This window comes from Azonexus hydrophilus DSM 23864 (genome assembly GCF_000429605.1).
In the GTDB taxonomy this organism is placed as follows: Bacteria; Pseudomonadota; Gammaproteobacteria; order Burkholderiales; family Rhodocyclaceae; genus Azonexus; species Azonexus hydrophilus.
Window position 1 is genome coordinate 1 of the sequence record NZ_AUCE01000013.1, and the last position, 23,398, is coordinate 23,398.

The window sequence follows — 23,398 nt, forward strand, 5'->3', positions numbered from 1 at the left end:
ATATCGTTGTCCTTGAGTTCGGCGATGTTGATGAAGCCGTCGTTGTTGGCATCCTCGGTGATCTCGATGGCGAGGCCGGTGTAGTTGGTGATGTCAACGATGGCGCTGGCAGAGCCAGTGGCCGATTCGTTGCCGGCCGCATCGAAGAGGTAGGCGGAAACATTGAGCGTGTTGCCGTCGGCAGGTAGCGGGAAGTCGGTCGTGACGAAGCCGTTGGCTTTGTCGGCGGCGCTGATGACGATGTTGCGGACGCTGCTGCCATCGGAGATGCGGACGGTATCGCCGACATCGACGTTGTCCTTGTTGAAGGAGACCCTCACGTCGGCAGGGCCGCTGGCTTCTGCCCGATTGATGAAGCCATCGCCGTTGGCATCTTCGGTGATGGTCACGGCAGGTGCCAGTTTGTTGTTCGGGATGTGTGTGTCGATGGTCAGATCAACGCTGGTATTGGCGGCGTTGCCGGCGACATCGCTAGCCGTGACGAAGATTGTCGCGGGGCCTTCGGCAAGCGGCTGCTGTGGCGTGACGGACCACAGTCCCGTGTTGGCGACGGTGGTTTTGAGGGTTTCGCCGGTTGGCAGGGTGACGGTGATGCTGGCACCCGCTTCACCGGTGCCGCTGATCGTCGGCGTGTTGTCGTTGGTGATGCCGTCGCCCTGGGTGCCGCTGTCTGAGGTGGGGTCGAGGCGTGCGGTGACGGCGGGCGGCAGGGTGTCGATACGGGCATTGTTGCTGCCGACGCTGCCGAGGTTGCCGGCGGTGTCACGGATTTGTGCGGTCACCGTGAGGGTGGTGCCTTCACCGGGATTGGCGATGCCGGGCAGGGCTATGTACTGTTTGACGATGTCGGTGGCAGTCAGGGTGATGGGGGGCTGGGTAACACCATTGACGGTGGTCAGCAGGATATCGCCGTCGCTGGCGCCGGTCGGCAGGTCGATACGGACGTCGATATTGCCCTGGAGTTCAACGGCATTGATCCAGCCGTCACCGTTGGCGTCTTCGACGATGCTGACGATGGGCGCGTCGGGGGGCGAGAGCTGGATGCGCGCATAGTCGCTGACCGGGCCGCTAGTGTTGCCGGCGGCATCGGCGATGGAAGCATTGACGATGAAGTCGGTATTGTTGGCAGTTGGCGTGAAGGCCAGGTCGACGAAACCGGTAGCGATCTGGGCGGCAGTGATGGTGATGGTCCGGCTGGCATTGCCAGTGGCGGAGACGGTCAGCGTGTCGCCGACGGCGGCGCCGTTCGGGATGGTGACGCGGACGTCGATGTCGCCCTGGAGTTCGGCGGCGTTGATGAAACCATCGTTGTTGGCATCCTCGCGGATAGCGACGGCCTGGCCGCTGAACTGTGTGGTGTCGATGGTCAGCGGCAGGGTCGTGTTGCTGCTGTTGCCGATGCTGTCGGTGGCGGTGACTTCAACGATCGAGGTACCGTCGGGCATGGGCAGGGTCGGCGTGACCTGCCAGTTGCCGTTGCCGTCGGTGATGGTGCTGAGTTGTTCGCCGGTGCTCGGGATGACGACCGTGATGCGCGTGCCGGGGTCGCTGCGGCCGGTCAGGGCCGGTGTGTTGTCGTTGGTGAGGTTGTCGCCCTGGGTGCCGCTGTCCGAAGCTGGGGCCAGTTGCACCGTAAGGCTGGGGGGCGTGGTGTTGATGACGGCTGCATCGGTGGCGATATTTGATTTGTTGCCGGCGGCGTCGGTGACCTGGGCCGAGACTTCGAGATTGGTGCCGTTGGCGGGAGCGTCGAGTTCGATGGACAGTCTGCCGGCGTCGATCTGCGGCTGGATCAGGGTGATGGTCCGGGTGGGATTGCCGGTAGCGTGGATGGTGATGAGGTCGCCGGCGATGGCATCGGTGGGGAGCGTGATTTCCACGCCGACGCTACCATTGAGTTCGCTGGCGTTGATGAAGCCGTCGTTGTTCGTATCTTCGGTGATGACGAGTTGCAGATTGAGCAGGGTGCTGAGGTCGACCTTGGCGAAATCGGCGCCGGTGGCGGAGCGGTTGCCGGCAGGGTCGAAGATGTGGGCGGTGACGGTGAGCGTGCTGCCATCGCTGGGCAGCGGGAAGTCGGTGGTGACGAAGCCATTGGCCTTGTCGCTGGCGCTGACGACGAAATCCTTGCTGGTGGTGCCGTCGGAAACGCGGACGGTGTCGCCGACATCGACCTTGTCCTTGTTGAAGGAGACTTTGACGTCGGCCGGGCCGCTGGCCTCTGCACGGTTGATGAAACCGTCGTTGTTGGCGTCTTCGGTGATCTCGACCTCGGGAGCCTGGCCGCTGTTTGGCACATCAATGTCGATCATGGCGGAATCGCTGCCAGGCGCGCTGGTATTGCCTGCCGCGTCGGTGATGTCGGCGGTGACCGTGATGGTTTCACCGTTGCCCGGGGCAGCAAAGCGGGTTTCGACATAACCCCGGGCCTGGTCGGCGGCGCTGATGACATGCTCGATGCGGGTGCTGCCGTCGCTGACGCGGATGATGTCGCCGATGTCGACCTTGCCGCCGGTGAAGGCGATGCGGACATCGACATCGCCGTTCAGCTCGCTGGCATTGATGAAGCCGTCGTCGTTGGCGTCCTCGATGATGGTGACGATGGGCGCCTGCCCATCGTTCGGGGTCGCGGTGTCGATGATGACGAAGACCGTGGTGCTCAGGGTATTGCCCGTGCGGTCAGTGGCGACGACGGAAATGTTCTGGGCGCCGTCGGCGAGGGCCTGGCCGGCTTCGACGCGCCAGCTGCCGTCGGTGGCTGCCGTGGTCAGCAGTACTTCGCCCGTGCCCGGCATGGTGACCGTGATGCTGGCGCCCGGCTTGCTGGTGCCGATGATTCCCGGGGTGTTGTCGTTGGTGATGTTGTCGCCCAGGATACCGCTGTCGGAGGCGGGGTCCAGTTCGGCGCTGAGGGTTAGCGGAACGGTGTCGAGCACATCGGCCGGTGCTGCCCCGAGGTCGGGAATGCCCAGGTCGCCGGCGTCGATGCGGTAGCTGTTCTGTGAGTCGATGGTTTCCGATATCCGCAGGAATTCGACAAAGGAATGCCCTTCGCTGCCGTCGCCGACCAGGCCGGCGGCGGGGGCCTCTTCGTCGACCAGATCATCGAGGTTCTCTCCTTCCTGCAAGGCGCGGGCAAGGTTGCGCACTTCGCGCGGTCGCGAAAAGAACGCGCTGTCCTCGGCGGCCGGGGGCGGGTTGGCTGCGACTTCGGCGTTCATGGCCACCGACTCGCGCGGTCCGATATTGATTTCGCGGCCATCGGCGAGGATCAGCCTGGTCCGGCCGTTCTGCCCGGCAACGATGGTTTCTCCCTCGGTAATCGAGTCTCCGGTGCGCAGGCGGCGAAGGGTACCGTCGGCTGTCCTGGCGAAGACTTCTCCGGACAGGCTGCTGACTTTGGCGATGGCGTTTTTCATGATGATCTTTCATCCAAAATGAATAGTCGATCATCATATGCGAAATGAATTGTTGGTCTATTGGACCAAGGTGCTACGCCATTGGTATAAATGTCTCCGGAAAGAAAAACACCCCGGGGCTACCGGGGTGTCTGGGCGCTGCCTTGCCAAACTGGTGGCGGCGGGCCGTCGGGCTTAGCTGGTGACCAGCAGGCCACGCATTTTCTGTAGTGCCTTGGCTTCGATCTGGCGGATGCGCTCGGCCGAGACGTCGAACTCGGCGGCCAGTTCATGCAGCGTCGCCGCTTCGCCCTCAGCCAGCCAGCGTGCTTCGACGATGCGCCGGCTGCGCGGGTCGAGGGCGCCCAGCGCCTGCTGCAGGCCGTCGCTTTCGAGCGTGGCGCGGGCCTTGTTCTCAAGCATGCGGGTTGGCTCGTAGCGGCTGTCGGCCAGGTAGTCGATCGGGGCAAAGGCATCGTCACCGTCGTCCGGGTTGCCTTCGAGGGCGAGATCGCGGCCGGACAGCCGGGTCTCCATCTCGACGACTTCCTCGCGCTTGACGCCAAGGCGTTCGGCGACTTCGGCAGCCTGGGTGCCGGACAGGGTGTCGACACCCTCGTAACCGGCCTTCTGGCTGCGCAGGTTGAAGAATAGCTTGCGCTGGGCCTTGGTCGTGGCGACCTTGACCAGGCGCCAGTTCTTCAGGATGTACTCGTGAATCTCGGCCTTGATCCAGTGCATGGCGAACGACACCAGACGGACGCCGCGCGACGGATCGAAGCGCTTGACCGCCTTCATCAGGCCAATGTTGCCTTCCTGGATCAGGTCGGCGTGCGGCAGGCCGTAGCCGAGGTAACCGCGGGCGATGGAAATGACGAGACGCAGGTGCGAAAGGACGAGCTGACGCGCGGCATCGACATCGCCGTCGTCGCGGAAACGCTCGGCCAGCCGCGTCTCTTCCGCCTCGGACAACATCGGGTAACGGTTCGCCACCTGAATGTAGGCGTCGATGTTGCCGATTGCTGCGGGGACTGGTAGCGCCAGGGCTTGGGTCATAGCGTAGAATCCTCCTTCAACTGATGAATATATGTTAGCACTCTGCGACTGAGAGTGCTAATTCTGCGTACGAGTTTCCGGAACGTGTGTAACAAAATTCAACCGCCCGCGTCTGCGCCGGAAACACCACGTTATCGCGGTCGTTTTGCGCCGTCGCCGACCGGTGCGTTGCACTTCGGTTCCCTGATCGCCGCCGTCGCCAGTTACCTCGATGCCAGGGCGCATGGCGGCGAATGGCTGGTACGCATGGAGGACGTCGATGCCGAGCGTAACGTCCCCGGTGCTGCCGACGACATCCTGCGCACGCTCGACGCCTTCGGTTTTGCTTGGGACGGGGAAGTGCTCTGGCAGGGTACGCGCGACGAGGCCTACGCGGCGGCGCTGGCCGAACTGAATGCGGCCGGGCTGGCTTATCCCTGTGCCTGCTCGCGCAAGGAAATCGCCGCCCGAACAACGCGGCCGGCAATCGACGGCGGCCTGGTCTATCCCGGCACCTGTCGCAGCGGCCTGGCGCCGGGCGCGGCACCGAGGGCCTGGCGGTTGCGCGTCGACAATATCCCGATGCCTTTTGTCGACCGTCTGCAAGGCGAAGTCGTCCAGCAGCTCGAAGACGATGTCGGCGATTTCGTCCTGCGCCGTGCCGACGGGTTGTTCGCCTACCAGCTGGCAGTGGTCGTCGACGACCGTTTCCAGGGGATTACCGATGTCGTTCGCGGCGCCGACCTGCTCGCCTCGACGCCGCGCCAGATCTGGCTGCAGCGTTGCCTCGGCTACCCGACGCCACGCTACGCGCACCTGCCGGTGGCGACCAACACGGCCGGTGAAAAGTGGTCGAAGCAGACGCTGGCGCCAGCGCTGGAAAGCGGCAAGGCAGCGGCCGAACTGGTGCGGGCATTGGCTTTTCTCGGGCAGCCGGTAGCGGCTGAACTGGGCCGGGCGACGGTCGCCGAGGTCTGGGACTGGGCTTCCGCCCACTGGTCGTTTGCCGCGATTCCCCGGCAGGCATCGATCAGCGCTCCGGCGACGGCGGCTTGACCCGATCCTCGGCCCGCCAGTGGCGGTCGCCGTAGCCAGCGATGCCGACCAGCAGGCGGACGATGCCGTAGCTCAACCAGCGCAGGAGACGCGAGGGCCAGGGCTGGCGCAGGATGTCCTCGGCCAGCATTTCGCGGCTGCCGTCCTGCATGGCGGTGTAGAGGCTGGCGCGCAGCTCGCCGGCGAAGCGCCGGTCGTGCGCGACCAGGTTGGCTTCCTTGGCCAGCAGCAGGCTGAACGGGTCGATGTTCGACGAGCCGACGGTTGCCCATTTGCCGTCGATGACCGCGACCTTGGCGTGCAGGAAGCTCTTCTCGTACTCGAAGATGCGGATGCCGGCCTTGAGCCCGGTGGCGTAGAGCGTCTGCGTTGCGTAGTGGAGCAGCGGATGGTCGGACTTGCCCTGGAGCAGCACGGTGACGCGCACGCCACGGCGGGCGGCGGCAAAGATGGCGCGGCCGAAGCGGATGCCGGGCAGGAAATAGGCGTTGGCGATCAGGATTTCGTCAACGGCGGCGTCGATCGCATCGATGTAGGCGTGAAGGATGTCGTTGCGGTGGCGGATGTTGTCGCGGATCAGGAACGCCGCCCGCTGATCGCCGACGGCTTCGCAGCAGGGCTTGACGATGGGCGCCAGGCGGAAGCGGCGGCGGAAATTAACCCAGGTGACGATTTCCCACATCCGCCGTGCTGCGTGGTGCACCTGCGCCAGCACCGGACCTTCGATGCGCACCGCGTAGTCGTAACGCGGACGCATCTCCTCCGGCGCGTTGTCGTCGTCGACGATGTTGATGCCGCCGACGAAGGCGACGCGTCCGTCGATCACGACCAGCTTGCGGTGCAGCCGGCGCAGGCGATGGCGCTGGAAATGGAAGCGGCCGATTTCCGGCCGGTAGAACAGCGAGCGCACGCCGGCCTCGGCCAGGCGCGGGCGGAAATCCTCGGCGAAATTGCGGGCGCCGAAGCCGTCAACCGTGACATTGACGATGACGCCACGCCGGGCTGCCGCGCACAGTGCCGAAGCGACCTCGTGGCCGACAGGGTCGTCGGCGAAGATGTAGCTTTCCAGGTAGATCTCGCGCTCGGCGCCGGCGAGCGCGGCGAGCAGCGCAGGGAAGTACTCGCGCCCGGATTCGAGCAGCGTCAGGCGGTTGCCGGCGACGAAATCAGGTGCCATGCCTCGTCAGGAAAGCCGAGAGCGCCGCATGGTCGGAGATTGCCGACCATGGCGGGCCGTAATGCACGGCGGTGGACTGTACATTGAAGCCGCGCACGTAGATGCGGTCGAGCCGGAACATCGGCATCGCCGCCGGAAAGCTGCGCACCGGACGGCCGCCGACCGCGTGCGAAAAGACCTCCTGCAGGTGCAGGCGACGGGCCAGGTGCTCGCAGGCGCGGCTGCGCCAGTCGTTGAAATCGCCGGCGACGATCAGCGGCGCATCGGGTTGGTCGAGGCTGTCGAGGTAATCGGCCAGCGCGTCCATCTGACGTCGCCGCGAATGCCCGAACAGCGACAGGTGCACACACACGCAGTGCGCCGCCGGCCCTTGCGGCAGCTCGATCCGGCAGTGCAGCATGCCGCGCTTCTCGAACTGCAGGTGGGTCACGTCCTGGTTGTGCGCGTGCAGGATGGGAAAGCGCGACAGGATCGCGTTGCCGTGGTGGCCGTGGTCGTAGATCATGTTGCGGCCGTAGGCCGACTGCCAGACCTCGTCGGCGAGGAACTCGTGCTGCGGCCGACCCGGCCAGTCGGCATGCCGCTCGGCGTGGCCGAGGTGCAGGCCCTGGACTTCCTGCAGGAAGACGATGTCCGGGTTGAGGTGGCGCAGCCGCTCGCGCAGCTCATGCACCATCATCCGCCGGTTGAACTGCGAGAAACCCTTGTGGATGTTGTAGGTGGCGATGTGCAGCGCGGGCTGGCTCATGGCGCGGCGGTCAGGAGATCGCCAGCATGCGGTCGAGCGCCAGGCGGGCAAACTTGACCTCGTGTTCCGGCACCTTGATCTGGTTGACCACCTTGCCCTCGACCAGGTTTTCCAGCGTCCACGCCAGGTGTTGCGGGTCGATGCGCTGCATCGTCGAGCACATGCAGACGGTGGTCGCCATGAACTGGACGATCTTGCCTTGCGGCAACACTTCCTTGGCCAGGCGGTCGACCAGGTTCAACTCGGTGCCGACCAGCCAGCGCGTACCGGCCGGCGCTTCCTTGATCGTCTTGACGATGTGCTCGGTCGAGCCGACGTAATCGGACGCCGCACAAACCTCGAAATTGCATTCGGGGTGAGCGATCACTTTGCCGTCCGGGTACTTGGCGCGGAAGGCGTCGATGTGCGACTTCTGGAACATCTGGTGCACCGAGCAGTGCCCCTTCCACAGCAGGATCCTCGCCTTTTTGATCTGCTCGACGGTTAAACCACCCATTTCTAGGTCCGGGTCCCAGACGACCATCTCGTCCATCGGGAAGCCCATCTGGTGGCCGGTCCACCGGCCGAGGTGCTGGTCGGGGAAGAACAGCACCTTGGGTCGCTGGTCGAAGGCCCATTTGGCGATCGTGCCGGCGTTCGACGAGGTGCACACAATGCCGCCGTGTTCGCCGCAGAAGGCTTTCAGGTCGGCCGCCGAGTTGATGTAGGTGACCGGCGTGACCTCGTTGTCGACGTCGAGCACCGAAGCCAGCTCGCGCCAGCAGCGTTCGACCTTGGCCAGGTTGGCCATGTCGGCCATCGAGCAGCCGGCGGCGAGGTCGGGCAGGATGGCGATCTGGTGCGGCGCGGTCATGATGTCGGCGACTTCGGCCATGAAATGCACGCCGCAGAAGATCACGTACTCGGAATCGGTCTGCGCGGCCAGCTTGGACAGTTTCAGCGAATCGCCGGTGAGGTCGGCGTGCTGATAGACGTCGGCACGCTGGTAATGGTGGCCAAGGATCACGGCGCGTTTGCCGAGCTTGGCGCGGGCGGCGCGGATGCGCTCCTGGCAGGCTTCGTCGGAGAGTTTGTTGAACGGGTCGAAGGAGATGGTCGCGGTGTGCATGCTGTTTCCGGTGAATCGCGCGGTCGACGCGCCGTGAAGGCAAAAAAATGAGCGGGCGAATTATCCCTGATGCCAGGGCAATCCGGCTCGTCGCCAGCCGCCGACATTGTTGCGGTGGCCGTTGGCATCCTTGTCGCCCTCGAAGCCCTCAAGGACGTTATAGCAGTTGTTGTAGCCGTTTTCGCTGGCGACCGTCGCTGCGCCGATCGAGCGCACGCCGCTGCGGCAGACGAACATGACCAGCGCTTCCGGATCGACCTGGCGGGTCAGTTCGGCGAGGAAGTTCGGATTGCGCACGCCGCCCGGGTACTGGTTCCATTCGATCTCGACGGCGCCCGGGATGCGGCCGACCCAGTCCCATTCGGCACGGGTGCGGACGTCGACGAGGCGGGCCCCGGGTGCCGCCTGCCAGATTTCAAACGCCTCGCGTGGCGTCAGCTCGCCCTGGTAGGGGCGTTCGAGGTCACGGGCGCGGGTTTGCGCGAGGTCGAGTATTTCCCTGAGTTTGCCCATCTTGGATCGCTGCTAGAATCAAGGCCTACAGTATAGGACAGAGTTCATGAGAGACGGTCATTCGCCACCGGTCGCCACGGCGGCAGATCGGGCTGAGGCAGCGCAGAAAGCCACCTGGATCAGCGTGGTCGTCAACCTGCTGCTGACCGTCGCCCAACTGGTGGTCGGCTGGCTGGCGCATTCGCAATCGCTGATTGCCCACGGCCTGCATTCCTTTTCCGACCTCTTGTCCGACTTCCTGGTCATCTGGGCCAGCCGCCAGAGTGCGGCGCCGGCCGACCGGGCCCATCCCTACGGTCATGCCCGGGTCGAAACGGCGGCCACGCTGGCCCTGGGCGTCTCGCTGATCCTGATCGGCGGCGGCATCCTCTGGGATTCCGGCATGCGTATGCAGGCAGGCGCTTTGCTGCCGCAGGTCGAGATGCTGGCTTTCTGGATCGCCGTATTGACGGTGGTGGCGAAGGAAGGGCTGTATCGTTACCTGATCGCCGTGGCCCGCCAGCAACGTTCCCAGCTGCTGACCGCCAATGCCCTGCATACCCGCGCTGACGCCGCTTCGGCGCTGGTGGTCGTGGTCGGTATCGGCGGTGCGTTGCTCGGCTGGGCCTTCCTCGACCTGCTCGCTGCGGCCCTGATGGGTTTCATGATCCTGCGCATGGGCGGGGAACTGGCCTGGTCGTCGATCAAGGAATTGATCGATACCGGTCTGGACGAAGCCCAGTTGGGTGCCATCCGTGACAGCCTGACGGCAACGCCCGGGGTGCGCGGTCTGCACGCGCTGCGTACGCGGCGCATGGCGCATCAGGTGCTGGTCGATGCGCATGTTCAGGTCGATCCTTGGATCAGCGTTTCGGAAGGGCATCGCATCGCCGAGTCGGCACGTGCCCGGGTCTTGCGCGCGCATCCGGAAGTGCTCGACGTACTCGTCCATATTGATCCCGAGGACGACCTCGAGCCGGACCTGGCGGCAATCGGGCTGCCGGGGCGGGAAGCCCTGATGCCGATGATCGCGCCTCTGATCGCCGACCTGCCGGCGCCGAGGAAGATCGTCCTGCATTATCTGGCCGGCAAGATCGAGATCGACCTGTATCTGGCGCTGGCCGAAGTCGATGCTGCCTCCCTGGCGGAGGTCGAGCAACGACTGGCGGCCCGCCTTGAAGAACTGCCGATGGTGCGTCGCGTGCGCTTGAACTGGTTGTCCGCACCATAACGGTGCCTGCACCGCGATGGTGCATTATTTTGGTGCAGTGGTTTTGTTGTCGGATTGAACATGCCCTTGTGGCACAATGGAAAATCTGGCGTCCAGTGCTTGGCATGCTTTCTGCTAAACCCGATTCGCTACGATTTACTGTTATGTGCCGCACTGGTCGGCACCTTGTTTTCTTAGGAGACTAACGCGTATGGCAACCCCGCAAGACGTGATCAGCATGATCAAGGAAAACGACGCCAAGTTCGTCGATTTCCGTTTCACCGACACCCGTGGCAAGGAACAGCACGTCACCGTGCCGATTTCGCACTTCGACGAAGACAAGTTTGAAAACGGTCACGCCTTCGACGGTTCGTCGATCGCCGGCTGGAAGGGTATTCAGGCTTCCGACATGCTGCTGATGCCGGACCCGTCCACCGCCTACGTCGATCCGTTCTTCGACGAAACCACCGTCGTCCTGACCTGTGACGTCGTTGATCCGGCCGATGGCCGTGGTTACGACCGCGATCCGCGTTCGATCGCCAAGCGCGCCGAAGCCTACCTGAAGTCCTCCGGCATTGGCGACACCGCCTTCTTCGGTCCGGAACCCGAATTCTTCATCTTCGACGGCGTCGAATGGTCGGTCGACATGTCCGGCTGCTCGCTGAAGATCCATTCCGGCGAAGCCGCCTGGAAGTCTGGCGAAACCAACGATGCCAACGGCGCCACCGGTCACCGTCCGGCCGTCAAGGGCGGTTACTTCCCGGTTCCGCCGGTCGATAGCCTGCACGACATCCGTTCGGCCATGGTCCTGACCCTGGAATCCCTGGGCGTGCCGGTCGAAGTGCATCACCACGAAGTGGCCAACGCCGGCCAGTGCGAAATCGGTACCAAGTTCAGCACGCTGGTTCAGCGCGCCGACTGGACCCAGATCCAGAAGTACGTGACCCACAACGTCGCCCACCAGTACGGCAAGACGGCAACCTTCATGCCGAAGCCGATCGTTGGCGACAACGGCTCGGGCATGCACGTTCACCAGTCGGTCTGGAAGGACGGCAAGAACCTGTTCGCCGGTGACCAGTACGCTGGCCTGTCCGAACTGGCCCTCTACTACATCGGCGGCATCATCAAGCACGCCAAGGCCCTGAACGCGATCACCAACCCGGGTACCAACTCCTACAAGCGTCTGGTCCCGCACTACGAAGCCCCGGTCAAACTGGCCTACTCGGCCAAGAACCGTTCGGCCTCGATTCGTATCCCGTTTGTTGCCTCGACCAAGGCCCGTCGTATCGAAACCCGCTTCCCGGATCCGATCGCTAACCCGTACCTGTGCTTCGCCGCCCTGCTGATGGCCGGCCTCGACGGTATCCAGAACAAGATCCACCCGGGCGATCCGGCTGACAAGAACCTGTACGACCTGCCGCCGGAAGAGGATGCAAAGATCCCGACCGTCTGCGCGTCGCTCGAGGAAGCCCTGGAAAACCTGGACAAGGATCGCGAGTTCCTGACCCGTGGCGGTGTCTTCTCCAACGACTGGATCGATGCCTTCATCGCCCTGAAGATGGAAGAAGTGAACAAGATCCGCATGACCACGCACCCGGTCGAGTTCGATCTGTACTACAGCTGCTGATCGATTGCAGTGAAATGCAAAAAGGGCGGGCTTTCCCGCCCTTTTTTGTTCACCTTTTTACCGGCGCATCGTTTACCCAGTAAACTGCAAAGTTCACGAGGAGCCATGCCAATGACACGTAGACTGCTTGCCCTGATTTGCGCGCTTGTCCCGATGGCGCTCTCCGCGCAGACGATCTATCGCTGTACGGAAGCCGGTGGCGGGGTGCTGATTTCCAATACCCGCGTGCATAACAACTGCCAGGCCATCGTCAGCGAAGAGCGCAATACCGTTCCCGCACCGCGTGCGCCGGCGGCCAGGGCGGCAAGCAATCCGACACCGGCCGATTTCCCGCGCGTGCAGCAGGACACCCAGCGCTCCCGCGATGCCGACCGGCGCCACATCCTGGAGCAGGAACTGGCCGGCGAGCAACGCAAGCTCGATCAGGCGCGCAAGGAACTGGCCGAGCGCGAAGCCGCCAGCGGCGGTCTGGAACGTGCAGCCCCCTATCGTGACCGGGTTGCCCAGCACGAACGCAATCTGCAGGCACTGCAACGGGAGCTGGCCAATCTGCGCTGAGCGGAATTCTCCGGATAAATCATGAATGTCACCCATGCCAATTTCGCCGGGCTGGACCTGCTTGCCTCGGCGGTACTCCTGATCGACGACAGCCAGGCCATCCGCTATCTCAACCCGGCCGGCGAGAACCTGCTGGCGGTCAGCAGCCGCAGCGTCGTCGGGCGTCGTCTCGGCGATGTCTGCAAATGCTCGTCGACCCTGCAGTCGGCCATCGACAACGGCCTGCACAACAACTGGGGTTATACCGGCCAGAACATCGCGCTCGGCCGGGCCGATGGCGAGACCCTGCACCTCAACTGCACGGTGACGCCCTTGCGTCCCGATATCGCGGCCGGCATGCGCCTGCTGCTCGAATTGCAGCCGATCGACCATCACCTGGCGGCAAGCCGCGAGGAGCGCCTGATCGAGCAGCAGCAGGCCAACCGCGAACTGATCCGCAATCTGGCGCACGAAATCAAGAATCCGCTGGGCGGCATCCGCGGTGCAGCGCAATTGCTCGAACACGAACTCGGCAACCCGTCGCTGAAGGAATACACCCAGGTCATCATCAAGGAAGCCGACCGCCTGCAGGACCTGATGCAACGCCTGCTGACCCCGCATCGGGCGATGTTGCCGGCGACCGTCAATATTCACGAAATCCTGGAGCGGGTGCGCAGCCTGCTACGCGCGGAATTCCCCGAAAGCCTGCAGGTGCGCCGCGATTACGATACCAGCCTGCCGGAACTGGTCGGCGACCGCGAGCAACTGATCCAGGCGGTGCTCAACATCGCCCGCAACGCCGCCCAGGCGATGGCCGGGCAAGGCGAGATCATCCTGCGCACGCGTGCTCTGCGCCAGGTGACGCTGGCCAAGAAGCGTTACCGCCTGGCCATGGAAATCAAGGTCATTGATAACGGCCCGGGCATCCCCGAGGACATCCGCGAGCGCATGTTCTATCCGCTGGTCTCGGGGCGCGAGGGCGGCAACGGTCTGGGCCTGACGATTGCCCAGAATTTCATCCAGCACCATCAAGGCAGCATCGATTGCCATAGCCGACCCGGCGAGACGGTGTTCACCCTGCGCCTGCCGGTCGAGTCGGCCTGAGTCTTGCTAGAGCTAGCAGGACATCGCGATACAAGAGGCAAGAGAACATGAAACCGGTATGGATTGTTGACGACGACCGCTCGATACGCTGGGTGCTGGAGAAGACGCTGTCGCGGGAAGGCATCCCGTTCGAGAGCTTCGCTTCGGCCAGCGAGGCGATCAGCAGCCTGGAGGGCGGCTGCGAACCGCCGCAGGTGCTGATGTCCGATATCCGCATGCCCGGCCAGTCCGGCCTGGAGCTGCTGCAGGAAGTGAAGACGCGCCATCCGGGCGTGCCGGTGATCATCATGACCGCCTATTCGGACCTGGAGAGCGCCGTCGCGGCCTTTCAGGGCGGCGCGTTCGAATACCTGCCCAAGCCCTTCGACGTCGACCAGGCGCTCGAACTGATCCGTCGCGCCATCGACGAGTCGATGCACCAGAGTGGTGCGGCCGAGGAAGAGGGGCTGGTACCGGAGATTCTCGGCCAGGCGCCGGCCATGCAGGAAGTCTTCCGGGCCATCGGCCGGCTGGCGCTATCGCACGCCACCGTGCTGATTACCGGCGAGTCCGGCTCGGGCAAGGAACTGGTGGCGCGTGCCCTGCACCGGCACAGCCCGCGGGCCGAACGCCCCTTCGTCGCCATCAACACCGCGGCGATTCCCAAGGATCTGCTCGAATCCGAACTGTTCGGCCACGAGCGCGGTGCGTTCACCGGCGCCCAGGCGCAACGGCGTGGGCGTTTCGAGCAGGCCGAGGGCGGTACGCTGTTCCTCGACGAAATCGGCGACATGCCGTCCGAACTGCAGACCCGCCTGCTGCGCGTCTTGTCCGACGGCCACTTCTATCGTGTCGGCGGGCATTCGCCGATCAAGGCCAACGTCCGCGTCATTGCGGCCACCCACCAGAATCTCGAAAGCCGAGTCAAGGACGGCCTGTTCCGCGAAGACCTGTTCCACCGGCTGAACGTCATCCGCATCCGCCTGCCGTCGCTGCGCGAGCGGCGCGAAGACATCCCGCTGCTGACCCGGCATTTCCTGCAGAAGAGCGCGCGCGAGTTGGGCGTCGAGCCCAAGCGGCTGTCAGAAGCGGCGCTCAAATACCTGTGCGGCCTGGATTTTCAGGGCAACGTCCGGCAACTGGAAAACCTCTGCCACTGGCTGACCGTGATGGCGCCGGGCCAGCAGGTCGAGGTCGGCGACCTGCCCAGCGAATTGCGCGAGGCACCGCCGCAGATGCTCGTCGGTGACTGGGAAAAAGCGCTGGAAGGCGAAGTCGACCGCTTGCTGGCGCGCGGCGTTCCGGATGTCCATGGACTGCTGTCGCAGGCTTTCGAGCGCATCCTGATCTCCCGGGCGCTGACGCATACCGGTGGTCGGCGCATCGAGGCGGCGCAGGCCCTGGGTATCGGGCGCAACACGATCACGCGCAAGATCGCCGATCTGGGTATTGATGGCGGCAAGGAGTCGGCAGCGGAGTAAAATCTCCGCATGCCTTTAATCGATCCTGTACTGCTCAAGGAACGGCTGGCCGGGCAGGCTGGTCGTTTTGATGTCGATGCCCTCGACAGTTGCGATTCCACCAGTAGCGAACTGCTGCGCCGGGCGGCGCTCGGTGCCCCGCCCGGTACCGTCGTCGTTGCCGACCGGCAGCTCGCCGGCCGCGGTCGGCGTGGCCGTAGCTGGTCGTCTTCGCCTGCCGACAGCCTGACTTTTTCCCTGCTCTGGCGCTTGCCGGCCGGGCGCGTTCCCGGTGGTCTGTCGCTGGCGGTTGGTGTGGCGCTGGCCCAGGCGCTCGACGCGCTGGGGGCGAACGGCGTTCGCCTGAAATGGCCCAACGATGTCCTGCTCGCCGGCGACACTGGTTTTGCCAAGCTGGCCGGGGTGCTGGTCGAACTGGCCAGCGACCGGCGCGGTACGCAGGCCTGTATCGGTATCGGTATCAACCTGGCCCAGCCGGCGGGCGATTTTCCGCAAGCGGTGGCCGGCCTGAGCCAGGCCATGGCGCGCGTCCCGGAACGACATGACATGCTGGCGGCGCTGCTGCGGGCCCTGCTTGATGTGCTTGACCGCTTTGCCCAGGCCGGCTTCGCGGCGCTGAAAGACGACTGGCTCGCCTGGCACGCCTGGCAGGACCGCCCGGTGCAGTTGCTCGGCGAGGGCGAAGTGCCGTTGGTTGGCGTCTGTCGCGGGGTCGACGACGACGGCGCGCTGCTGCTCGAGACGGCTGCCGGCCTGTCGCGCATCCTGGCCGGCGACCTCAGTCTGCGTGCCGCATGATCCTCTGTCTCGACAGCGGCAACAGCCGCATCAAATTCGGTCTCTGGGGCGATGCTCGCTGGCTGCATGAGGGCGCACTCGACCATGCCGATTGTGCGGACCTGGCACGCCTGACGACGGACTGGCCGATGCCGGCGCGCATCATGCTGGCCAACGTCGCCGGCGCCGCTGCCGAACAGGCGATCCGGCAGGCGCTGGGGGCGTGGTCGACCAAGCTGACCGTAATCACCTCGACGGCCGCGGCCGGCGGGGTGCGCAACGGCTACCGGAACCCGGGGCAGCTGGGCGTTGATCGCTGGTGTGCGCTGATCGGTGCCCGTTCGCTCCTTCCAGGTGCCTTGCTGGTGGTCATGGCCGGTACCGCCACCACCGTCGACAGCCTCGATGCCTCGGGGCATTTCCTCGGCGGCCTGATCCTGCCCGGACAGCAACTGATGCTGTCGGCGCTGGCCAGGAATACGGCGGCACTGCCGTTTGCCACCGGGCAGCGGCAGGACTGGCCGCAATCGACCGATGATGCCATTGTCAGTGGGGCAATCGAGGCGCAGGTCGGCGCCATCGAGCGTGCCTGGGCGCGCTTGCCCGGCGCCGAGCGGGTTTGCCTGATTTCCGGTGGCAACGCGGCCTTGCTGACAAAGCATCTTGTCATGCCGTGCCGGCAGGCGGACAATCTTCCCCTACTCGGTCTGAAAGTGCTGGCCGACGAAACGTCTCCCGAGAGCTGACTGCCCATGGAAATCATTCCGGTTGCCGAACTCAAGATCGGCATGTTCATCGTCGAACCGGACTGCCCGTGGACCGATTTTCCGTTTGCCCTGCAGGGCTTCATCATTTCCTCGCCGGATCAGGTCGATCTGTTCCGGCAGAAATGCCGCTTTGTCCAGATCGATCGCACGCGTTCGCTGAACGAACACTACGCCGCACCCAAATCGCGCCTGGATCGCCCGCTGAAGTCTGCTCCACTGGTACAGAAGCCCGCAGATGAAGAGCAGAGTGCCGCGCGCCGACGTCCCTTGTTCTCGGCCGAACAAGTCGAACGGCAACAGCGGCGGCGCCGCTTCCTGGATTTTTTGCACGGCCAGGAGGGCGATGCCCATGTTCAGTCGCTGAGTCGCGAACTGAGTTATGTCGAGCCGCGCTACGATGCCCTGCTGCAGTCCCTGCAGAAGACCTTCCAGCATGTGACGGCCGAAAAGCACTTCGATTTCGCCAATGTGCGGGAAGGCGTGCGCGATGTCGCCGGCAGCCTGCAGCGCAACCCGGATGCGGTGATGTGGCTGCTGCGCCTGAAAAGTCTGGACGACTACAGTTTCGATCACGCCATGGACGTCACGGTTCATGCCCTGTTGCTCGGCGGCCATATCGGCTGGCGCGGCCAGCGCCTGCTGGAGCTGGGGATCGCCGGCCTGCTGCAGGATGTGGGCAAGACCCAGGTGCCGCCGGAGTTGCTGGCCAAGACCGATGCGCTCAATGACGACGAGCGCCACCTGATCCAGTCGCATGTGGCCAGTTCGCTGGAAATCCTGATGCAGCAGGTCAATCTGCCGGCCGAGGTGCTGCAGATCGTTTCCCGCCACCACGAGCGCTGGGACGGTAGCGGTTATCCGCAAGGCCTGGCGCTGGAGAAGATCGGCCTGGCGGCCGAGATTGCCGGCCTGGTCGATTCCTTCTGCGCGATGCTGCGCAACAAGCCCTACCGGGATGCCATCGGCCACCAGCAGGCGCTGGAGGAATTGTTCAAGTTGCGCGACCGGCAGTTCAATCCGGTGCTGATGGAGCAATTCGTCCAGTGCGTCGGCCTGTACCCGGTTGGTACGCTGGTCGAACTCAATAGCGGCGATGTCGGCGTGGTCATCCAGCAGAATCGCGTCCAGCGCTCACGCCCCCGCATCCTGTTGATGCTCGACGCCGACAAGGTGCCGGTGCGCAGTTATCAGGTCGTCGACCTGCGCGATCCGGAGCGCACTTCGGTGCGTATCGTCCGTGCCCTGCCCAATGACGCTTATGGTTTGTCCGCCCATGACTACTATCTCGGATAAGGATGCGGGTTATATCGATTTCCAGGCGTTCGGACTAAGCGCCGAGGATCTGGTGTCGCTGTCCGGGCTGGCCGACATCTGGCGCATGGCGGTCCGGGAAATGCGGCCGGCCGTGGCCGACGATGCCGTCCTGCTCGCCTTTCTCGAACTGAGCGAGAACCTGCCGGTATCGCTGGCCGATCCGCTGTGGCAGCAGGCTTGGGTGCGTGACTGGCATGGTCTGCAAGGGCGCGGTTATGCGCTGGTCGAGATACTTCACCTGTTCTTCGCCTTTGTCGCGCGTTGTGAAGACGAGTTGCTGGGCGAGCGGGAAAGTGTCGGTCGGGTCGTGCTGGCCCTGTTTGCCTGCTTGCGGCGGGCGGTCATTGCCGCCGTCAGTTGTGCCATCGAGTTGGGCGAGGAAGCGCGCATGGACGCCGCCGGCATCCCGGGCGAGCTGGCCGCCCTGCGCTATTTGCGTGAACTGCAGGGGGCGGACCGTCAGGTCGGCCTGTTGTCGATTTCAGTGGTCAATCGCGATTCCTTCAATTACCTGGCGGCCAACGACCTGCAGCGCTTGCCGTCAATGCTGGCGGCGCGGATCGCCGACCGCCTGCGGGTCGAAGACAAGGTGTTCGCCGGGCGCGAGGGCGAATGGCTGGTCGTCCTGCCGGATGTCCACAGTCTGTCCCAGCCGGCGCTGGCGGCTGCCCATATCGGGCAGATGTTCACCGAGCCGGTCAGTCTGTTCAGCGGGGCGAGCATCATGGTGCGTGCCACCATCGGCGCCGCCATGCTCCCCGAGCATGCGCTCGATCCCGAAGGGGCGCTGCACGCCGCCCGCCTGGCGCGCTGGGCGGCTGGCAGCCGGCAGCAATCGTTTGCCTGGTTCGAGACCAGCCTCGGTGAGGACTGGCAGTTACGTTACCGCCAGGTCGATGCCTTGCATCAGGCGCTGCAGCAGGACGCGCTGACCCTCTATCTCCAGCCCCAGGTCGACTTGCAGAACGGGCGATGTACGGGAGCGGAATTGCTGCTGCGCTGGCGTGGCAGCGATGGTGCCTGGGTAGCGCCGCCGGCGGCGATCCGGATGATCGAGGAAAACGGCTGGCGGACCTTGTATACCGACTGGCTGCTGCGTGCCGCCATGCGTATTGCCAGTGAACTCGAAGCCGCCGGCGTGAACATCAGCCTGTCGGTCAACCTGACGGTCGGCGACATGGGCGACGAGGATTTGCCGGAATTGCTGGGGCAATGCCTGGAAACCTGGAAGCTGCCCGGTCAACGCTTCACCTTCGAACTGACCGAATCGGCCTTGCTGCTCGAGCGCGAAAAGGGGCTGGCGATCATGAACCGCATCCGGGCGCTCGGTTGCCGCCTGGCGCTCGACGACTTTGGCACCGGCTATTCGTCGCTGAGCTATCTGGTCAGCTTGCCGATGAACGAGATCAAGATCGACCAGTCATTCATTGAGGCCATGCTCAATTCGGCCGACAGCCTGCGCGTGGTCAGTACCATCGTCGATCTGGCGCGCGACCTGGGCATGGTGCCGCTGGCCGAAGGCGTCGAGGATGAAAACCAGCGCAACCAGTTACTGGCCCTTGGCTGCAAGGCCGCACAGGGCTATCTTTACGGACAGGCGATGCCGCTGGCTGAATTCATCGACTGGTACCGGACGCAGGGGGAAAAGGGATGTCATTGACCGGATTCATCAAGAAGCAGTTCATCGATATCCTCGAATGGACCGAGAGTGACGACGGTACGCTGGCCTGGCGCTACCCAATGCGCGACAACGAAATCCAGAACGGCGCCAGCCTGACGGTACGTGAGTCGCAACTCGCGCTGTTTGTCGACGAGGGGCAGGTGGCCGATGTCTTCGGTCCCGGCCGCCATCGCCTGAGTACGGCCACCCTGCCGTTGCTGACCAACCTGCGCCACTGGGACAAGCTGTTCGCCTCGCCGTTCAAGAGCGATGTCTATTTCTTCTCGACCCGTCTGCAACTCGACCGGACCTGGGGCACGGCAACGCCCATCGTCATCCGCGATGCCGAGTTTGGCGCCGTTCGCCTGCGCGCCTATGGCATCTACGCCTACCGGCTGAGCGATCCGCTGCGTTTCCACCAGAAGGTGTCGGGTACGCGCGAGCATTACGGCCGGGACGATCTCGAAGGTCAGTTGCGCAATACGCTGGTTGCCGGGCTGACGACCCTGTTTGCCGAATCGGGCATTCCCTTCCTCGATCTGGCGGCCAACCAGGATGCACTCGCCAAGGCGATGCGCGAGCGGGCCGCGCCGATGTTTGCCGAACTCGGGTTGGAACTCGAGTCCCTGGTCGTGCAGAACTTTTCCCTGCCCGACGAGTTGCAGAAAACCCTGGATCAGCGCATCAGCATGGGCATGCTTGGCGACCTGCAGCGCTACACCCAATACCAGGTGGCCAGCAGCATTCCCGATGCCGCCCGCAACGAAGGCGGGCTGGCCGCGCTGGGGGCGGGTTTCGGTTTCGGCCAGATGATCGGTCAGAGCGTCGGTGGCGCAACAGCGCCGGCCGCTGCCGCGGGCGCTGACGAAATCGTGGCGACGCTGGAAAAGCTGCACGCCCTGGTCGGCAAGGGCGTGCTGAGTCAGGCCGAGTTCGACGCCAAGAAGGAAGAACTGCTGAAGAAACTCGGCTGAGCCGGGATCGGGCGATCCCGGTCAGCGTTCAGCGGACGTCGAAGCAGAGGTATTTCACTTCCAGGTATTCCTCGATGCCGTACTTCGAGCCTTCGCGGCCGACGCCCGATTGCTTGATGCCGCCGAAGGGCGCGACCTCGTTCGAGATCATTCCGGTGTTGACGCCGACCATGCCGTATTCGAGCGCTTCGCCGACGCGCCAGCTGCGGCCGATGTCGCGGGTGAAGAAATAGGCGGCCAGACCGAATTCGGTATCGTTGGCCATGGCCACGGCTTCTTCCTCGGTCTCGAAGCGGAACAGCGGGGCCAGCGGGCCGAAGGTTTCCTCGCGGGCGACCAGCATGTCGCGGCTGACGTCGGCCAGCACGGTCGGCTGGAAGAAGTTGCCGCCGCGCTCGTGGCGGGCGCCGCCGCAGAGCACGCGGGCGCCCTTGGCGAGTGCATCGGTGACGTGGGCTTCGACCTTGGCCAGGCCGGCGGCGTTGATCAGCGGTCCCTGGGCGACGCCGCTCTCGGTGCCGGCGCCGACTTTCAGCGTCCGGCTGCGTTCGGCCAGCTTGCGGGCGAATTCCTCGTAGATGCCCGATTGCACCAGGAAGCGGTTGGCGCAGACGCAGGTCTGGCCGGTATTGCGGTACTTGGCGGCAATCGCGCCGTCGACGGCGGCATCGACATCGGCGTCGTCGAAGACGATGAAGGGAGCGTTGCCGCCCAGCTCCAGCGACAGTTTCTTGATGGTCGGTGCGCACTGGGCCATCAGCAGGCGGCCGACGGCGGTCGAGCCGGTAAACGACAGCTTGCGGACGATCGGGCTGGCGCACAGTTCATTGCCGATGGCTGCCGGATTGCCGGTGACCACGTTGAACACGCCGGCCGGGAAGCCGGCCTGTTCGGCCAGAACGGCCAGCGCCAGGGCGGTCAGCGGCGTCGACTCGGCCGGTTTGACGACGACCGTGCAGCCGGCGGCCAGGGCCGGCGCCACCTTGCGGGTGATCATCGCCAGCGGGAAATTCCACGGAGTGATCGCGGCACAGACGCCGACCGGTTGCTTGACCACCAGCAGGCGGGTGTTAGACGCCGGGCTGGGAATGCTCTCGCCGTAGGTGCGCTTGGCCTCCTCGGCAAACCATTCGACGAAGGACGCGCCATAAATGGCCTCGCCCTTGGCTTCGGCCAGCGGTTTGCCGCCTTCGGCGGTGATCAGGGTGGCGAGGTCGTCGGCATGGTCGAGGATCAGCTTGTTCCAGGCCTGCAGCAACTGCGCCCGGCGGCGTGCCGTGAGCGCCCGCCAGGCCGGCAGGGCGGCGTCGGCCGCGGCGATGGCGCGCTGCGTTTCGGCGGCGCCGCAGCGGGGCACGCGGCCGATCTCCCGGCCGTCCGCCGGATCGACAACGGTCAGGGTCTGGCCGTCGTCGGCAGGGATCCATTGCCCGCCGATCAGGTTGGTCGCACGGAGTAGATTCATGTTCTGCAAGTTCATGGGCTTGAAAAATCCTGTAAAAACGTTAAGTTATAAATAACTTCAAGAAATGACCTTAATAATGCGCCAGTCCCTTTCCTGCCTGCTGCTGATCTCCGCGCTACTCCTGAGCGCCTGCGGCAGCCCGCTGCCGCGCAGCGCCGACGGCAGGGGAACTATAACCCAGCCGCCCCGGGCGGTCAGCGGCGAGGCCGCCGAGGTGGTGATGTACGCGATGTCCTTGATCGATACCGGCTACCGCTTCGGCGGCAAGAATCCCGAAGCTGGCCTCGACTGCAGCGGCATGGTCAGCTACATCTTCGACCAGGCCACCGGGCGCCGGGTTCAGGGCAGTGCCGCCGACATCGCCCGCCAGGGGCGGCCGGTACCGCGCGAGCAATTGCGTCCGGGTGATCTGGTCTTCTTCAATACGATGAACCGGCCGTTTTCCCACGTCGGCCTGTACATCGGCGACGGCCGCTTCATCCACGCGCCCTCGACCAATGGCCGGGTGCGCATCGAAAACATGAGCAGCAGCTATTTCGCACAACGCTACGAGGCGGCGCGGACGCTGCTCGATTGATCAGGCCAGGCTGGCGTCCTCGATGGCGGCATTGACCTGCTGGCGAAGACGGTCGAGGTCGTCCGGTGAAATTCCCAGATAGTCGATTGCCCGTTCGAACAACGCGCTGCCGACCTCGAGGTCTTCCCCTTGCTGGATTTCCGCCAGCAGGTGCTCGGCCACCTGGGTCACCGCGATGAACGACAGCGCGCCGCCGGGCAGGGTGCGATCCGGCAGATCGTAGGCATCCGGTTCGTGATGGAAACGGATGGCCTGCCCGAGAATCGGCGGCAATCCCCAGTTGCGGACCAGCAGCGAGCCGACGATCGGGTGTGTGCAGGGGAAGAACTGGGCTTCTGCCTGTTCCAGCAGCATGCCTTCCCGCTCGCATTTCTCGAGCACTTCGCCGTAATTGGGGAAGCGCTTCATCATCAGCGGAATCGCCGCATCGTGGAACAGCGTGTAGGTGTAAGCGGCATCCGGTGAAATCCCGTACAGCCGGCGGGCGATCAGGCTGGCGGCCAGGGCCATCATGCTGGTGCGCCGCCAGAACTGCTCCAGCCAGGCCGCCGGTAGCCCGGTGATGCTGGCGCGCAGGGACGAAGCCACCACGACGCAGACAATATTTTTCGTCCCCAGGCGCTCGACAGCATTGCGCACGCTGGAAACCGCCCGGCCGCTGCCATACAGCGGCGAATTGGCCAGCTTCAGCGCCGCCGCCGACATCCCGGGGTCGGCGGTGATGATGTCGGCCAGGCGGCGGATATCCGGTTCATCCTTCTGCGCTTCACTCATCGCCTCGGTCAGGACGCCGGGGCAAACCGGGATATCGACCGAAGCCATGACCTTGTTCAGGTCGTCATGACTGAGTTCATAAGTCTTGTTGTGTGCCATATGTTTTGTTTTTGTCATTTAAGATATTTACCAACAGCA

General features: G+C 64.4%; 20 protein-coding genes. 12 read left to right on the top strand and 8 right to left on the bottom strand.

Annotation, left to right across the window (positions count from 1 at the left end; all coding sequences use genetic code 11):
• Both G471_RS0107235 and rpoH read right to left on the bottom strand, forming a co-directional pair.
• The coding region (locus G471_RS0107235; RefSeq protein ID WP_028994761.1) for a retention module-containing protein at positions 1 to 3,419 on the bottom strand (3,419 nt) is incomplete at its 3' end.
• A 174-nt stretch (positions 3,420 to 3,593) separates the two neighbouring features.
• Complete coding sequence (rpoH, locus tag G471_RS0107240) at positions 3,594 to 4,454, bottom strand: RNA polymerase sigma factor RpoH (protein WP_028994762.1); 861 nt, start codon at positions 4,452 to 4,454, stop codon at positions 3,594 to 3,596.
• Positions 4,455 to 4,538: 84 nt separating this feature from the next.
• On the opposite strand from rpoH, the gene gluQRS reads away from it, so the two are divergent.
• Entirely contained in the window at positions 4,539 to 5,489 is a 951-nt protein-coding gene (gene gluQRS / locus G471_RS0107245) for a tRNA glutamyl-Q(34) synthetase GluQRS (RefSeq protein WP_245580525.1), read from the top strand.
• Here gluQRS and clsB read toward each other — a convergent pair.
• From clsB to G471_RS0107265, 4 genes are read right to left on the bottom strand one after another with little or no spacing between them, the layout of a single operon-like run.
• Complete coding sequence (gene clsB / locus G471_RS0107250) at positions 5,464 to 6,666, bottom strand: cardiolipin synthase ClsB (protein ID WP_028994764.1); 1,203 nt, start codon at positions 6,664 to 6,666, stop codon at positions 5,464 to 5,466. The genes gluQRS and clsB overlap by 26 nt on opposite strands.
• On the bottom strand, positions 6,656 to 7,414 hold the full coding sequence (locus tag G471_RS0107255; RefSeq protein WP_028994765.1) for an endonuclease/exonuclease/phosphatase family protein: 759 nt from the start codon (positions 7,412 to 7,414) through the stop codon (positions 6,656 to 6,658). Before G471_RS0107255 ends, clsB begins: the two co-directional genes overlap by 11 nt.
• 10 nt (positions 7,415 to 7,424) lie before the next feature.
• The gene (nadA, locus tag G471_RS0107260) at positions 7,425 to 8,522 is read right to left on the bottom strand and encodes a quinolinate synthase NadA (protein ID WP_028994766.1); all 1,098 of its coding nucleotides are present in this window, start codon (positions 8,520 to 8,522) and stop codon (positions 7,425 to 7,427) included.
• A 60-nt stretch (positions 8,523 to 8,582) separates the two neighbouring features.
• Positions 8,583 to 9,035, bottom strand: a complete 453-nt coding sequence (locus tag G471_RS0107265) for a rhodanese-like domain-containing protein (protein WP_028994767.1) — start codon at positions 9,033 to 9,035, stop codon at positions 8,583 to 8,585.
• A gap of 46 nt (positions 9,036 to 9,081) precedes the next feature.
• Between G471_RS0107265 and G471_RS0107270 the strand changes: the two genes are divergently transcribed.
• The 10 genes from G471_RS0107270 (at position 9,082) to G471_RS0107315 (ending at position 20,444) form a co-directional block, all read left to right on the top strand.
• Positions 9,082 to 10,245, top strand: a complete 1,164-nt coding sequence (locus G471_RS0107270) for a cation diffusion facilitator family transporter (protein WP_028994768.1) — start codon at positions 9,082 to 9,084, stop codon at positions 10,243 to 10,245.
• A gap of 190 nt (positions 10,246 to 10,435) precedes the next feature.
• On the top strand, positions 10,436 to 11,851 hold the full coding sequence (gene glnA / locus G471_RS0107275) for a type I glutamate--ammonia ligase (protein WP_028994769.1): 1,416 nt from the start codon (positions 10,436 to 10,438) through the stop codon (positions 11,849 to 11,851).
• Between the two features lie 111 nt (positions 11,852 to 11,962).
• Positions 11,963 to 12,409: a DUF4124 domain-containing protein gene (locus G471_RS0107280; RefSeq protein WP_028994770.1), complete on the top strand. Its 447-nt coding sequence runs from the start codon at positions 11,963 to 11,965 to the stop codon at positions 12,407 to 12,409.
• A gap of 21 nt (positions 12,410 to 12,430) precedes the next feature.
• Positions 12,431 to 13,492, top strand: a complete 1,062-nt coding sequence (gene glnL, locus G471_RS0107285; RefSeq protein ID WP_043421147.1) for a nitrogen regulation protein NR(II) — start codon at positions 12,431 to 12,433, stop codon at positions 13,490 to 13,492.
• Positions 13,493 to 13,539: 47 nt separating this feature from the next.
• Positions 13,540 to 14,952: a nitrogen regulation protein NR(I) gene (gene ntrC / locus G471_RS0107290; protein WP_028994772.1), complete on the top strand. Its 1,413-nt coding sequence runs from the start codon at positions 13,540 to 13,542 to the stop codon at positions 14,950 to 14,952.
• 9 nt (positions 14,953 to 14,961) lie between these two features.
• A complete protein-coding gene (locus G471_RS0107295) occupies positions 14,962 to 15,750 on the top strand; it encodes a biotin--[acetyl-CoA-carboxylase] ligase (RefSeq protein WP_028994773.1) in 789 nt (262 codons plus the stop codon).
• Positions 15,747 to 16,475, top strand: a complete 729-nt coding sequence (locus G471_RS0107300) for a type III pantothenate kinase (protein WP_028994774.1) — start codon at positions 15,747 to 15,749, stop codon at positions 16,473 to 16,475. The genes G471_RS0107295 and G471_RS0107300 overlap by 4 nt, the downstream gene beginning before the upstream one ends.
• Positions 16,476 to 16,481: 6 nt before the next feature.
• On the top strand, positions 16,482 to 17,789 hold the full coding sequence (locus G471_RS0107305; protein WP_043421148.1) for an HD-GYP domain-containing protein: 1,308 nt from the start codon (positions 16,482 to 16,484) through the stop codon (positions 17,787 to 17,789).
• Positions 17,770 to 19,470 carry a GGDEF domain-containing phosphodiesterase gene (locus G471_RS0107310; protein WP_157272463.1) on the top strand — a complete coding sequence of 567 codons (1,701 nt, stop codon included), beginning with the start codon at positions 17,770 to 17,772 and terminating at the stop codon, positions 19,468 to 19,470. Before G471_RS0107305 ends, G471_RS0107310 begins: the two co-directional genes overlap by 20 nt.
• Complete coding sequence (locus G471_RS0107315) at positions 19,461 to 20,444, top strand: SPFH domain-containing protein (protein ID WP_028994777.1); 984 nt, start codon at positions 19,461 to 19,463, stop codon at positions 20,442 to 20,444. The genes G471_RS0107310 and G471_RS0107315 overlap by 10 nt, the downstream gene beginning before the upstream one ends.
• A 28-nt stretch (positions 20,445 to 20,472) precedes the next feature.
• Here G471_RS0107315 and G471_RS0107320 read toward each other — a convergent pair whose 3' ends face one another.
• Positions 20,473 to 21,924: an NAD-dependent succinate-semialdehyde dehydrogenase gene (locus G471_RS0107320; RefSeq protein WP_028994778.1), complete on the bottom strand. Its 1,452-nt coding sequence runs from the start codon at positions 21,922 to 21,924 to the stop codon at positions 20,473 to 20,475.
• Positions 21,925 to 21,985: 61 nt separating this feature from the next.
• Between G471_RS0107320 and G471_RS0107325 the strand changes: the two genes are divergently transcribed.
• Positions 21,986 to 22,486 (top strand): C40 family peptidase, encoded by a 501-nt coding sequence (locus G471_RS0107325; RefSeq protein WP_043421151.1) that lies wholly within the window; start codon positions 21,986 to 21,988, stop codon positions 22,484 to 22,486.
• On the opposite strand, the gene G471_RS0107330 is transcribed toward G471_RS0107325, so the two are convergent.
• Complete coding sequence (locus G471_RS0107330; RefSeq protein ID WP_028994780.1) at positions 22,487 to 23,359, bottom strand: HDOD domain-containing protein; 873 nt, start codon at positions 23,357 to 23,359, stop codon at positions 22,487 to 22,489.
• Positions 23,360 to 23,398: the final 39 nt, after the last annotated feature.